The organism is Halovenus anhuiensis (genome assembly GCF_037080055.1).
GTDB lineage: Archaea > Halobacteriota > Halobacteria > Halobacteriales > Haloarculaceae > Halovenus.
The window spans coordinates 939,316-952,241 of record NZ_JBAOJI010000001.1 but is presented as its reverse complement, the minus strand read 5'-3'; the positions used below and the strand labels follow the sequence as shown (position 1 = coordinate 952,241).

Below are 12,926 nucleotides of genomic sequence, written 5' to 3'. Positions count from 1 at the left end.
TGCGTCCCAGTCGACGGGACGGATATGGACTGTCAGGAGTTTGCTGATCGGCTCGACGACCGGTTGGCTGTCGCCGAGTACGCGAGTACAGACGCGAGCGCGAACGGCCTCCAGATCGGGCCCGATACTCAGCAGATCGACCGAGCGGCGTTCGCCGTCGACGCTGCCGTCGAGACCATCGAAGCTGCCGCAGAACGGGATGCCGACGTGCTCGTGACCCACCACGGCATCTCTTGGAGCGGAATCGAGCGCGTGACCGGCCGCCAGTACGACCGTATCAGCGCAGCGATCGACAACGACGTGGCGCTCTATACGGCTCATCTCCCGCTGGACGGCCATCAGGAACTGGGCAACGCTGCAGGGGTGGCCGACCTGCTCGGACTCACAGATCGGGAACCGTTCGGAACCCACGGCGGCGAGTACATCGGCCAGCGAGGCCGATTCGGAGCACCGCGGGAGTTGTCCGAGATTACGGCGACGCTCTCGGCAGAGTTGGATACCGGCGAGCAGGACGTACAGGTCCTCGACTTTGGTCCGTCGGAGATTCAGGACGTGGCCATCGTCACCGGCAGCGGCGTCGACTGGCTCGACGAAGCCATCGATGCTGGCGCTGATGTGCTCGTCACGGGTGAGGGGAAACAGAACGTCTACCACGAGGCCCGCGAATCGGAGATCAACGTCGTCCTCGGCGGCCACTACGCGACGGAGACCTTCGGCGTCCGTTCGTTGCAGGCGTTGGTCGACGAGTGGGGGATCGAGACGACATTCATCGACCATCCGACGGGTCTGTGAGTTCGGAACCGTCGGAGCAGGTGCCACTCACCCGGTCGCTTTCGCAGTCGTGACGAGCGCCAGCCGCGGATGCCAGACCGGCCCGGTCAGTTCGCTTTCGACCTGGTCCCAGCCCGCCTCCGTGAACAACTGCCGAGCGTCCTCCCGATCGTAGGTGAAAAATAGCGGCGCAGTGACGGCGTGCGCCCAGTTCTCGATGGGGACGGAGGATGGAACCGACGGGCGGTTGAAGCCCGCGACGAGGAGTTCTCCGCCCGGTTTCGTGACCCGACGAGCCTCGGCGAGTGCGGTCGCAGGCGCTGAAAAGTAGAGAATCGCGCCCACGGAGACGACGGCGTCGAAGGTGTCCGGGGCGTACGGGAGGTGATGGGCGTCTCCGCGAACGAACCGGATCTCGTCGCTGTCGGCGGCCTGCTGTAGCTGATCGTCGCTGAGGTCGATGGCGTCAATGCAGCCAGCGCGCTCGCCGAGATACTGGCTCGTCAGTCCGGTTCCACAGCCAACATCGAGAACGCGGTCACGTCCGCCCACGTCGAGTCGTGCCAAGATCTTCCGCTGGAGGCGTTCGGGCCAGAACACGTCGGCCACGAGTGGTTCGTACCAGTTGGATACGTACTCGTACCACCGACTCGCGGCCCGCCCGCTCCGGAGAACGCCCATCTCTCGGTCCCTGTCCCTCGATTGCCGTCCGCGGCCGTCACTCTCACTCATTGTTCCTGTTTACGCAGCTACACTATTTGAACCCACGACGCGGCGGTGCCGAGAAGCGATCCGGTCGTTCCGCGGGCGGCGATAGCTCACACCCCAGCAGTGCCGTACCTGCATTCATCCGGGGACAGAGAACTGCAATCGAGTGGTTGAAACCTCCAGCCCCGACACAAACAGACAATGACTGACCACGATTCCGACGAGATGCCCAATCGCGAGGAGTTCGCCCACGACCCCATCGGTCACGCTCAGATCGGCGACGAGATGACCGTCGGGGAGTTGATCGACCAGTACGGCCACGCCGGCATCGGCGCGGCCCAGATCAACGAGGCCGTTGACGTGTACGCCGAGATGCTCTCTGAAGACGTGACCAACGTCTTCGGGTTGGCGGGTGCGATGGTTCCCTCCGGTATGCGTCAGATCGTCGCCGACCTCATCCGCGACGGCCACATCGACGCGCTGGTCACGACGGGCGCGAACCTCACTCACGACACCATCGAGGCCATCGGCGGGAAACACCACCACGGCGAACTCGGCGACACGCCGACGGAGACGACGGAGTACGACGAACAACTCCGCGACGAGGGCGTCGACCGGATTTACAACGTCTATCTTCCACAGGAGCACTTCGCGCTGTTCGAGGAGCACCTCCGCGAGGAGGTCTTCCCACCACTCGAAGAGGAGGGGGTCGTCAGCATCCAGCGCTTTACCGAAGTGCTCGGCAAGGCCAACAGCGAGATCAACGACAGCGAGGATATCGACGAAGATGCCGGCATCGCCGCCGCGGCTTACGAGCACGACGTGCCGGTCTACTGTCCCGCGGTGCAGGACTCGGTGCTCGGCCTGCAGGCGTGGATGTACAGCCAGACCTCGTCGTTCTCGCTTGACGCCCTCGCCGATATGACTGGGTTGAACGACGTGGCTTACGAGGCCGAGAAAGCCGGTGCGATGATTGTCGGCGGTGGCGTGCCGAAAAACTACGTCCTCCAGACGATGCTCGTGGTGCCCGGTGCCTACGACTACGCGGTCCAGTTGACGATGGATCCGCCACAGACCGGCGGGCTCTCCGGCGCGACGCTGGACGAGGCCCGGTCGTGGGGCAAACTCGAAAAGTCCGCCCGGAACGTCTCCGTCTACGCCGACGCGACGATCACGCTGCCGCTGGTCGTCGCGGGTGCTCGGAGTCGTCTCTAGCTGTCTGGCTGAGCGTCCCTGCTGATCGACGGCTAATCGCTACGCTGGTCAGTCGAGCCGAAAACCGATCACGGAAAGCGAAAAACGAGACCTTATACGTCGCCCATCTCCACAATCGAGCAGTCGTGGCCGGTGTCGTCAATGTGTGTTTCTGCTCGGGATTCCGCCGCGACCCGGGAAGGGTGGAATCCGATCTTGCCGCAACTTTCGCACATGATCTCGTACATGCATTCCTTTAGAATCGACGTAGACTATTAATCATTATGGTTCTACTGAGTCCGTAACACGCTTCTTGGTATCACGGCACACTCTCAGAGTGAGAAGTGAACATCTTCCCCGGCCGCAAGCCCGAACGCCTCGGTCCCGCGGCCCTGATTGACTGCCAGTTCGACGTTGCCGTGACTGCCGACGGTGACCAGCCGCTGGCCGGGTTCGACTCGGGCGTAGGACGGCCGGAGCGGAGCAGTATCGTCGTTGACGCCGATTGTCCCGCCGAACGCTCCCTCGACGAACGAGCCCGGTATGTTCGTGATGGCGTTGCCGAAATCGTCGACGGCGAGGATCGTTCCCGTCGCTGCCTCCTCCGAGACGACTGGCTCGGGGAATCGAATCGACTCGTACTCGTCGAGTCGGGTCAGCCCCTCGTCGTCGTCGAGCGCGTCGACGCCGATTTCGTGAACGCGCGCGGCGGCCGGCGCGAACACGTCCCGGCCGTGGAAGGTCGAACTCGCGAGTCGCGGCGGCCAGTCCGTGCGGTCGGTGCTGTCGACCGATTGGTCGCGCGTCTCGACGCGGAATAGCTCGACGTGTTCGCCGCCGATAGCGCGCGCCGCCGGCAGCAAGACGCCGTTGTCGGGACCGACCAGCGCGTGCTCGCCAGCGCGGATCACGATTGCGTCGCGGTCGGTGCCGACGCCGGGGTCGATCACTGCGAGATGGACCGCCGGCGGGAAGTACGGCAGCGTCTCGCGCAGCCAGAAGGCGCTCTGTCGGAGGTCCTGTCGCGGCAGGTCGTGGCTCACGTCGATCAGCCGAGCGTCGGTCCACTGGCTGATGACGCCTTTCATCGCTCCGGGATACGGCGAGCCGAAATCCGAACTCAGCGTAATCATCGACCGACAGTTCGTGCTGGCGACCAAAAATCGGTGTGTCTCGCTATCGAGACGACCCAGCGACGGCCGTCTCGTCGGTGGCCATCTGCTTGTCTGCTCTCTCCCTGTGGTTCTGGTGCCAACGCTTATGCAGAGGAAGCCGTAGTGTCGCATACAGACAGATGGTTGGCGGCGACGAGTTTGAACTCGAAACCGAGAAGCTTGCAACGGAGCGAATCGCTCCACCGCAGTCCTTTGTCGAACAGGCAAACGTCACACCCACACAACTAGAGCGGTTCTCCGAGGAAGGTGTCGACGCCTGGGAGATGGCTGGGGATCTCCTGACGTGGGATCAGCCGTACCGGACGGTCTTCGACGAAGATGACGGCGACTGGTTTCCCGACGGCCGGCTCAATGCCACGGCGAACTGCCTCGACAGACACCTCGATAGCCGTAAAAACCAGCGCGCGCTGGTCTGGGAGGGCCAACTGGGCGAGACACGAACCGAAACGTATCTCGAACTCTCCCGGAAGGTCAACGCCTTCGCCGCCGGGCTCCGAGATCTCGGCGTCGAAGCGGGCGATGTCGTCACGCTGCATATGCCGGTCATCCCCGAACTCCCGGTGGCGATGCTCGCCTGCGCCCGGATCGGTGCCGTCCACGCAGTCGTCTACGCCGGTTTCTCCGGGGAGGCGCTCGCGACGCGGATGGCTGAATCGGACTCGTCGTATCTCGTCGTCAGCGACGGCTACTACCGGCGCGGTGACGCAGTCTCGCTGACCAACCGCGCGGAGACGGTCCGGGCGGGGCTCGATCAGAAGGTGACGACGGTAGTCGTCGACCGACTCGGTGAGCACCACGAGTACAGTCTCGGTGACAACGACTACCAGTACCGCCGACTGCTCGACGAGCATCGCGGCGAAACCGTCGAGCCGGTTTCCCGGCGGGCCACCGACGAGCTATTTCTGATCTACACCTCGGGGACGACCGGCGAGCCAAAACGCGTCACGCACACGACCGGCGGCTATCTCGCACACACCGCGTGGACGAGCCACGCCGTGCTGGACATCGAACCGGGTGATACCTACCTCTGTACCGCGGACCTCGGCTGGATTACCGGCCACTCTTATATCGTCTACGGCCCGCTCGCACTGGGCACGACCGTCCTGTTGCGGGAGGGCGAGGCCGACCAACCGCCGAAGACGAAACTCTGGGAACTCGTCGAGAAACACGCCGTCGACATCCTCTATACGTCACCGACGGCTATCCGCACGTTCATGAAGTGGGGCGCGGAGTACCCCGATAAATACGACCTCTCCAGCCTGCGTCTTTTGGGGACGGTCGGGGAACCGATCAACCCGGAAGCGTGGCGGTGGTTGTACGAACAGATCGGCGACGAACAGTGCCCGGTCGTGGATACGTGGTGGCAGACCGAAACCGGCGGGCACCTGATTACAACCATCCCGGGCGTCGACGGGATGAAACCCGGCTCTGCGGGACCGCCGCTACCCGGTGTCGAAGCGACAGTCGTCGACGAGACGGGAACCGAAGTCGAGGAGACCACCGGTGGCTATCTCGCCATCGAGACGCCCTGGCCCGGCATGCCGCGCGAACTCTCCGAGGAGACCAGATGGGCCGAGACGAGTGACGTACTCCCGAACTCCGAGTGGGCGTACATGACTGGCGACGGTGCCGTCGTCGACGACGAGTACATCACCATCCTCGGCCGCGTCGACGACGTGATCAACGTCTCCGGTCGTCGGTACGGGACGATGGAACTCGAATCGATCATGATCGGTGTCGACGGCATCGCCGAAGCGGCCGTCGTCAGCGGCTACGACGACCACGATCAGGGGATCTACGCCTTCGCGAATCCAGATAGCGACTCCGCCGACGAACCGGCCCTGCGGGTGCGGATCAACCGCGAAATCGAGCGCGAAATTGGCCCGTTCGCGCGCCCGGATCGGATCGTCTTCACGCCGGAACTCCCGAAAACCAGTTCCGGGAAGATCATGCGCCGACTGCTGACTGATATCGCACACGGCAACGAACTCGGTGATACGAGCGCGCTCCGGAATCCCGAAGTGGTCGGTGAGATCGAATCGGCGACCCAGAGCGACTGAGTGACCCCTCGACCGACCGTTTCGTATCTCGTTCAAAATACGAAATAGTTGTCCCGTGCCCTGATTTTTCGTCGCCAAATCCGTGGAGAGTTGCACAGCCACCCTGTCGATCAGTTTTTTACGTTTCGCGGTAGATAGTAGAAGCGAAATGCTCGTCGAGGGGACGCCACGACTGACAGTCCGGGGGTACGAACAGCTTCGCCGGGCGTGCCGGACTCACCGCGAGGAACTCGTGGTTCGGCTGGCTGGCGAGGCAGGTGTTCGCGCCGGTGAAATTCCCCGTATCAGGCCCGCTGATGTTACCGACCGCGGCGAGGGGTCGGGCATTCGGTACGTCCTGACCGTCCGGGAAGCAGATGGCGGACGGCGATCCGTCCCGCTGTTTTCTGAGGTAGCCCACGCGTTCTGGCAGTACGTCCGGTCGAACGATATCGAGGACGACGACTCGGTCATCGACGTGAGCGAACGCCGGATTCAGATGCTCGTCTCGGAGGTTTCCGAGCGGTCGCGAACCGAATCTGATCTGCCCGGCGTTGAGGACGTGACGCCGACGATGCTCCGGCAGTATTTCGCCCACACGCTGTTGGTCGAACACGGCGTCGACGTTCGGGTCGTCACGGCAGTCGGTGGCTGGGAGGGAGTCGATTCGCTACTCTCCGCGCTGTCATCGCCGTCCGATGCCGAACTGACGGCGGCGTTCGAGCGCATCGATAGCGTCGAACCGACCACGACCAGGCGACTTCCCTCCGTCGTGGACACGCTTGATCGGGTCGTCGACTCGCTGACCGACGCCGATTCTCGGTCGGCGCTGGAGCAGGGGGTCTGCCGGCAGTTGACCGCCGAGCAGTACGCTGCGGCGTGGGTTCTCGAACGCGATTCCAAACGGGACCGCGTCGTCGTTCGGACGCACGCGGGCGCAGATCCGGACCGATTCGAGGGGGCTGGCGATTCGGGAATTGTCCGGCGAACGCTCCAGACCGGCCGTTCCTTCGTCGCACCCGACGATCCGGGACCGACCGCCGACCGCGGGGGGTCGGGGCTGCTTGCGGCGGTTCCACTGGGCCACGGCGAGACCGAACACGGCGTTCTCGTCGTTCGGTCGGAGAGCAGCGACGCCTTCGACGACCCCGAACGGACCGCACTGGGGATGCTCGGCCGGCAGATCGGCTTCGCGCTCACCGCGCTCGACCGCAAACAGCTGTTACTTGGCGGTGTCGTCCTCGAAATCCAGTTCCAGTACACTGACACCGACGCCGCCTTTGTCGCGCTCTCGCAGGCGCTCGACTCCTCGCTGGCACTGGACGGCGCGATTCCCAGCGACGAGGGGTTGCTCTGTTTCGTTCGTATCGACGAAGCCTCGCCGCAGGCGGCGCTGGAGGCGACGACGGAGATCCCTGGATTCGGGGACGCACGGCTGATCCGGAGCAGCGAAAGCGGTGGCGTCCTCGAACTCTCCCTGTCGGGTTCGTCGCCGCTTCTGGTCGTCACCGACCGCGGCGGGACGGTAACCGAGTTGACTGTCGAGGGCGAGCAGGCGACGCTCACCTGTGAACTCGCCCCGGAGGCTGATCTCCGGGCGATCCACGACCGGCTGTACGATGCCTTCGGCGTCGAACTCCGAGCTAAACAGGAGCACACCTCGACGACGACCGGGTTCGATCACACCAATTTCCTCGACGAGCAACTGACCGAAAAACAGCGGGACGTGATCCGAACGGCCTATCACTCCGGTTACTTCGAGTGGCCCCGCGGGAGTACTGCCGAGGACCTCGCCGAATCGATGGACATCTCCTCGCCGACGCTTCACAACCACCTCCGGCGCGCCCAACAGAACATTCTCGACGAAATTCTCGACCGGTAACCCCCGCGCGGCACCGCGAGCCGCTCTCTGTCAACTCGGTTTGCAAGCGAATCGAGGTGGATGTTGGCATACGACATCTTATTCCAGCGATTCCGGCGTGAGAAAAATGTACGATTATGATAGTTAGCCCGTCCCATTAATATGGATCTCTTTGCAGTGGCAAGTGCAATGTCTGACCAGCCAGATGTCGAACTGGAGGCACGGCTCGCCGAGCAGGAGGAGTTCGAGCCGCCGGAGTCGTTCGTCGAGCAGGCGAACGTCTCGGATGAGGGGATCTACGAGGAATTCGAGGAGAACTGGCCGGACGCGTGGGAGCGTGCGGCTGAGTTGCTCGATTGGGAATCTGAGTACGACGAGGTCCTCAACGACGACAACGAACCATTCTACGAGTGGTTCGTCAACGGCAAACTGAACGCCTCGGCGAACTGTCTCGACCGTCACCTCGACGACCGCGGCGACGAAGTCGCCATCGAATGGGTCGGGGAACCGGTCGACGAAACACGAACGTACACGTACAACGAACTGCACCGGGAGGTAAACGAGTTCGCGGCGGCGCTTCGCGAGCAGGGCGTCGAGGAGGACGATGTCGTGACGATGTATATGCCGATGATTCCGGAGTTGCCGATTGCGATGCTCGCTTGCGCCCGGATCGGCGCGCCACACTCCGTGGTCTTCGCCGGCTTCTCGGCCGACGCGCTGGCCGAACGGATGGAGTCTGCGGATTCGGACATGCTGGTCACCTGCGACGGCTACTACCGCCGCGGCGAGGCGCTCGACCACCTCGACAAGGCCCGCGAAGGGCTGAGCAACGTCGGTCACGACGCGACGACCATCGTCGTCGACCGACTCGGTGACGAACGGGAGGTCGACCACGAGGGGAGCGAACTCGACTACGACGCGCTGGTCGACGAACAGGAGGGGGCCGAGGTCGAACCGGTCGTCCGCGACGCCGAGGACATGCTCTTCCTGATGTACACCTCGGGGACGACTGGCAAACCCAAGGGGGTCAAACACACTACCGGGGGATACCTCTCCTACGCTGCCTGGACGAGCCACGCTGTGCTGGATGTCAAACCGGACGACACCTACTGGTGTTCGGCCGATATCGGCTGGATTACGGGCCACTCCTACATCGTCTACGGCCCACTCGCGCTGGGGACGACCTCCGTCATGTACGAAGGGACACCGGACTACCCGGACAAAGACCGGCTCTGGGAGATCGTCGACGACTACGACGTGAACCAGCTATACACGGCCCCGACGGCCATCCGCGCGTTCATGAAATGGGGCACGCAGTACCCCGAGCAACACGACCTGTCCAGCCTGCGCCTGCTGGGCACAGTCGGGGAACCGATCAACCCGCGGGCCTGGAAGTGGTATTACAAACACATCGGCAACGAGGAGTGTCCGGTCGTCGACACATGGTGGCAGACCGAGACCGGCGGGATGATGATCACGACACTGCCGGCGATCAACAACATGAAACCCGGCTCCGCGGGGCCGCCGCTGCCGGGGATTAGCGCCGATATCGTCGACACGAACGGCGATCCGGTCGAAGCCGGCCGCGCTGGCCACCTGATCGTCAACAAGCCGTGGCCCGGCATGCTGCGGACGCTCTACAAGAACGACGAGCGGTTCATCAACGAGTACTGGGACGAGTACTCGATTCCGGATCGCGACCAGTGGGTCTACTTCCCGGAAGACGGCGCGAAAATCGACGACGACGGCTACATCACGGTACTCGGCCGCGTCGACGACGTGATCAACGTCTCCGGACACCGACTGGGCACGATGGAGATCGAATCCGCCATCGTCGGCGTCGAGGGCGTCGCGGAAGCGGCCGTCGTCGGCGGCGACCACGAGATGAAAGGCGAGGCGGTCTACGCCTACGTGATCACTGCTGACGATCAGGAGGAAACCGAAGAGTTCCGCCAGGAGATCATCGAAGGCGTCGAGGACGCCATCGGCCCGATCGCACGGCCTGAGGCAGTCGTGTTCACCCACGAACTGCCGAAGACGCGCTCGGGCAAAATCATGCGACGACTACTCGAAGATATCGCGAACGGCGACGAACTCGGGAACACGAGCACGCTGCGTAATCCCGATGTCGTCCATGAAATCGAGGAGAAGGTGCAGGGCGACTAACTGACCCATAGGGGGGACTTACACATGGACAAATCACAATCACACGATACGACGGGGGGAACAGAGAATGAACCAACCGATGCGGGGGACTCGACGGTCATGACCGACGGTGGAACGGCTGAGGCCGGGAGCAGCGACGATGTCGATTATCTCGACACTCGCATCAATCTGCTCAAACCTGGACAGGGCTTCATGCGCGACCACCTGAAGCTCATCTGGGGCAGTTTCATCGTCTGGATCGTCGCGACGTGGGGGCCGGTCACCGCGACCTGGCTCGCCCAGGATACGATGACGTCGCTGTCGATTATCGGCTTCCCGGCGCACTACTTCCTGGTCGGTGTCTTCGCGCCGACGAGTTCGCTCATTCTGGCGGCGGTGTACGCCCGCCAACGTGACAAACTCGATGAGAAGTACGGGATCGACACTTCGCGGCGTCAAGAGACCGCAAGTGGGACCGAAGAGGCCGCAGCGACTGACGGAGGTGTCAGTGAATGATGGACGTACTGCTGCAGGCGGACGCGCTCAACATTTCGTTCAAGCCCGTCGGCGCACTCATCGTCACGGCGATGATGCTGTCGTTCCTGGGAATCGGGTACTTCTTCCGGGTCGCCGACACCGACGACATGTGGGTCGCCGGTCGTGGGATCGGATACGTCGAAAACGGGATGGCGATCGCTGCCAACTGGATGTCGGCAGCATCCTATCTCGGACTCGCGGGACTGATCGCGCTGTCAGGATTCTATGGACTGGCCTTCGTCGTCGGCTGGACGACGGGCTACTTCGTCCTGCTCATCTTCCTGGCCGCCCAGATGCGCCGGTTCGGGAAGTACACCGCACCCGACTTCGTCGGTGATCGGTACAACTCCTCGACTGCGCGTGCACTCGCCGCGTTCACGACGCTTCTGATCGCGTACGTCTACTCGGTCGGACAGGCAAGCGGAATGGGCCTGGTCGGCCAGTACGTCTTCGGGCTCGATTTCGTCCCGATGGTCATCGTGATGATGGCGATTACGGTCGGCTACCTCGCCCTGTCCGGAATGTTGGGCGCGACGAAAGGGATGGCCGTCCAGTACGTCATCCTCATCGTGGCGTTCCTCGTGGGCGTCTTCGCGGTCGGCTTCACACAGCAGGGATACATCCTTCCTCAGGCCCAGTACGGCGCGCTGATCGGTGAACTCTCGACGCAGTTCTCCGAGCCGTTCACGAGTGCAGGCTACTACCTGTGGGTCGCGACCGCATTCTCGTTGATCTTCGGAACTTGTGGCCTTCCGCACGTGCTGGTCCGGTTCTACACCGTCCAGAACGAGCGGACCGCCCGCTGGTCGACTGTCTCCGGACTGTTCTTCATCATGCTCCTGTACTGGTCGGCCCCTGCGATGGCCGCGCTCGGGACTAATCTATTCCCCGGCGGTCTAGAAGCCATGTCCGGTGCTGAAGGTGATGTGATCGTCGTGTTAGCGGCGCAGTTCGCCGAGTTGCCCACGCCAGTTATTTCCTTCGTCGCGGCCGGTGCGATGGCCGCGGCAATTGCGACCACGGCGGGGCTGTTCATCACGGCTTCCTCTGCGGTCTCACACGACATCTACGCGGAACTGATCAACCCAGACGCGACCCAGCGCCAGCAGGTCTTCCTCGGCCGTGCGACCATCCTCGGTATCGGTGCGCTGGTGACGCTGACCGCGCTCGACCCGCCGGCACTGATCGGCGAACTGGTCGCGCTCGCGTTCTCGCTCGCAGCGCTGGTGCTGTTCCCGATGTTCTTCCTCGGTCTCTGGTGGGAGAACACGAACCGCCAGGGCGCACTCGCGGGAATGCTCACTGGACTCACGATCTGGACGCTGGCCGTCATCAACGACCTCATCGTGCCGTTCAGTGATCTCTACGGTGACATCGTGCCCGCAATCGGTGCGGCACTGCCCGGCACGCCGCTCGTCTTCATCGTCACGATCTTCGTCTCGCTTGTCACTGCCGAACCCGACAGGAAGACCAAGATGATGGTTCGACAGTGTCACAGTCCGAAGCCGATGAGTAGGGACGTTACTGCCGCAGAAGTCGTCGAACGGAAACTCAACGCCGAGGACGCCGCGACCGACGGCGGCGAACCTGCGACTGACGGCGGCGAGGCAGTCTCCGACGACGACGAACCGATGACCGACGGTGGCGTCGACGAGACAGACGCCGATTCACAGGAGGAATAACAATGTACGATCGCATACTCGTTCCGACGGACGGCAGCGATGTCGCAGAAGCAGCAGTCGAACAGGCAATTGACCTCGCCGAGAAGTACGGTGCGGAGATCCACGCACTGTACGTCGCCGATACCGACGCCGTGGCGTACGGCCTCGGGACGGAGCAGGTGGATCGTATCCGGCAGGGCAACTTCAGTCAGATGACGGAGTTGCGCGAACAGGCTGAAGAAGCGACCGGACACGTGGCCAATCTGGCCGAAGAACACGGGATCGACGCCGTCGAACACCACGCCGGTGGGCAGCCCCACACGATGATCGGCAACTACGCCGACGATCACGATATCGACCTGATCGTGATGGGCAGCCACGGCCGTGCTGGTGTCCGGCGCGCGCTACTCGGCAGTGTCACCGAGCGAACGCTTCGGTCGACACACGTTCCGGTACTGGTCGTCGACTACCTCGGGACTGACGAGTAACGCAGCCGGTACTGACACTACCTTCTTATTTGTTCCCGGACAAAATACGACAACAACACAATGTCTCTACTCTCGATTGGCGCAACAGGAGGACACAAATCATGAGTCTCGTCGATAGACTCCAGAACCATCTTCGCGAGGAGAAGCGCGGTATCTTCCACGATGCCGTCTTCGCGCTCGCCTGGGTGACGTTCATCTCACTGCTGTTCGACTACGTCTTCGTCACCGCACCGACGTGGACGTACTATCTGTTCATGCTCTGTGGCATTCCGGCGTATTTTGGATTCTTCATTTCGCTGGATATGGCCCTGGCACAGGCAGAGTCAAAGTAGCGTCGCTGCCTCTGC

General features: G+C 62.9%; 12 protein-coding genes. 9 read left to right on the top strand and 3 right to left on the bottom strand.

The features are described from left to right. The first annotated feature begins 24 nt into the window (after nt 1–24). Nucleotides 25–792 carry a Nif3-like dinuclear metal center hexameric protein gene (locus tag V8P86_RS04895; protein ID WP_336326117.1) on the top strand — a complete coding sequence of 256 codons (768 nt, stop codon included), beginning with the start codon at nt 25–27 and terminating at the stop codon, nt 790–792. 27 nt (nt 793–819) lie between these two features. Here V8P86_RS04895 and V8P86_RS04890 read toward each other — a convergent pair whose 3' ends face one another. Further along, on the bottom strand, nt 820–1,503 hold the full coding sequence (locus V8P86_RS04890; RefSeq protein ID WP_336326116.1) for a class I SAM-dependent methyltransferase: 684 nt from the start codon (nt 1,501–1,503) through the stop codon (nt 820–822). 177 nt (nt 1,504–1,680) lie between these two features. On the opposite strand from V8P86_RS04890, the gene V8P86_RS04885 reads away from it, so the two are divergent. Further along, the gene (locus tag V8P86_RS04885) at nt 1,681–2,694 is read left to right on the top strand and encodes a deoxyhypusine synthase (protein ID WP_336326115.1); all 1,014 of its coding nucleotides are present in this window, start codon (nt 1,681–1,683) and stop codon (nt 2,692–2,694) included. A 92-nt stretch (nt 2,695–2,786) separates the two neighbouring features. Here the strand turns inward: V8P86_RS04885 and V8P86_RS04880 are convergent, their stop codons facing one another. Beyond that, a complete protein-coding gene (locus tag V8P86_RS04880; RefSeq protein WP_336326114.1) occupies nt 2,787–2,909 on the bottom strand; it encodes a hypothetical protein in 123 nt (40 codons plus the stop codon). A 96-nt stretch (nt 2,910–3,005) separates the two neighbouring features. Beyond that, nucleotides 3,006–3,806, bottom strand: coding sequence for an SAM hydrolase/SAM-dependent halogenase family protein (locus tag V8P86_RS04875; protein WP_336326113.1), 801 nt, complete (start codon nt 3,804–3,806; stop codon nt 3,006–3,008). 161 nt (nt 3,807–3,967) lie between these two features. Between V8P86_RS04875 and V8P86_RS04870 the strand changes: the two genes are divergently transcribed. From V8P86_RS04870 to V8P86_RS04840, 7 genes are all read left to right on the top strand, one after another. Next, nucleotides 3,968–5,908 carry an acetate--CoA ligase gene (locus V8P86_RS04870; protein ID WP_336326112.1) on the top strand — a complete coding sequence of 647 codons (1,941 nt, stop codon included), beginning with the start codon at nt 3,968–3,970 and terminating at the stop codon, nt 5,906–5,908. A 148-nt stretch (nt 5,909–6,056) separates the two neighbouring features. Then, a complete protein-coding gene (locus V8P86_RS04865; RefSeq protein WP_336326111.1) occupies nt 6,057–7,769 on the top strand; it encodes a bacterio-opsin activator domain-containing protein in 1,713 nt (570 codons plus the stop codon). Between the two features lie 168 nt (nt 7,770–7,937). Then, nucleotides 7,938–9,914, top strand: a complete 1,977-nt coding sequence (gene acs, locus V8P86_RS04860) for an acetate--CoA ligase (RefSeq protein ID WP_336326110.1) — start codon at nt 7,938–7,940, stop codon at nt 9,912–9,914. A gap of 24 nt (nt 9,915–9,938) precedes the next feature. Beyond that, the gene (locus tag V8P86_RS04855) at nt 9,939–10,409 is read left to right on the top strand and encodes a DUF4212 domain-containing protein (protein WP_336326109.1); all 471 of its coding nucleotides are present in this window, start codon (nt 9,939–9,941) and stop codon (nt 10,407–10,409) included. After that, nucleotides 10,409–12,112: a sodium:solute symporter family transporter gene (locus V8P86_RS04850; RefSeq protein ID WP_336326300.1), complete on the top strand. Its 1,704-nt coding sequence runs from the start codon at nt 10,409–10,411 to the stop codon at nt 12,110–12,112. The genes V8P86_RS04855 and V8P86_RS04850 overlap by 1 nt, the downstream gene beginning before the upstream one ends. Before the next feature lie 2 nt (nt 12,113–12,114). Further along, on the top strand, nt 12,115–12,579 hold the full coding sequence (locus V8P86_RS04845; protein ID WP_336326108.1) for a universal stress protein: 465 nt from the start codon (nt 12,115–12,117) through the stop codon (nt 12,577–12,579). Nucleotides 12,580–12,680: 101 nt separating this feature from the next. Continuing rightward, nucleotides 12,681–12,911 (top strand): DUF8119 family protein, encoded by a 231-nt coding sequence (locus V8P86_RS04840; RefSeq protein WP_336326107.1) that lies wholly within the window; start codon nt 12,681–12,683, stop codon nt 12,909–12,911. Nucleotides 12,912–12,926 lie beyond the last annotated feature (15 nt).

Bases quoted from the DNA above. Each gene is read 5' to 3' on its own strand.
- V8P86_RS04895 (WP_336326117.1), top strand. From the start codon at position 25: ATGGACTGTCAGGAGTTTGCTGATCGGCTCGACGACCGGTTGGCTGTC.
- V8P86_RS04890 (WP_336326116.1), bottom strand. From the start codon at position 1,503: ATGAGTGAGAGTGACGGCCGCGGACGGCAATCGAGGGACAGGGACCGA.
- V8P86_RS04885 (WP_336326115.1), top strand. From the start codon at position 1,681: ATGACTGACCACGATTCCGACGAGATGCCCAATCGCGAGGAGTTCGCC.
- V8P86_RS04880 (WP_336326114.1), bottom strand. From the start codon at position 2,909: ATGTGCGAAAGTTGCGGCAAGATCGGATTCCACCCTTCCCGGGTCGCG.
- V8P86_RS04875 (WP_336326113.1), bottom strand. From the start codon at position 3,806: ATGATTACGCTGAGTTCGGATTTCGGCTCGCCGTATCCCGGAGCGATG.
- V8P86_RS04870 (WP_336326112.1), top strand. From the start codon at position 3,968: ATGGTTGGCGGCGACGAGTTTGAACTCGAAACCGAGAAGCTTGCAACG.
- V8P86_RS04865 (WP_336326111.1), top strand. From the start codon at position 6,057: ATGCTCGTCGAGGGGACGCCACGACTGACAGTCCGGGGGTACGAACAG.
- acs (WP_336326110.1), top strand. From the start codon at position 7,938: ATGTCTGACCAGCCAGATGTCGAACTGGAGGCACGGCTCGCCGAGCAG.
- V8P86_RS04855 (WP_336326109.1), top strand. From the start codon at position 9,939: ATGGACAAATCACAATCACACGATACGACGGGGGGAACAGAGAATGAA.
- V8P86_RS04850 (WP_336326300.1), top strand. From the start codon at position 10,409: ATGGACGTACTGCTGCAGGCGGACGCGCTCAACATTTCGTTCAAGCCC.
- V8P86_RS04845 (WP_336326108.1), top strand. From the start codon at position 12,115: ATGTACGATCGCATACTCGTTCCGACGGACGGCAGCGATGTCGCAGAA.
- V8P86_RS04840 (WP_336326107.1), top strand. From the start codon at position 12,681: ATGAGTCTCGTCGATAGACTCCAGAACCATCTTCGCGAGGAGAAGCGC.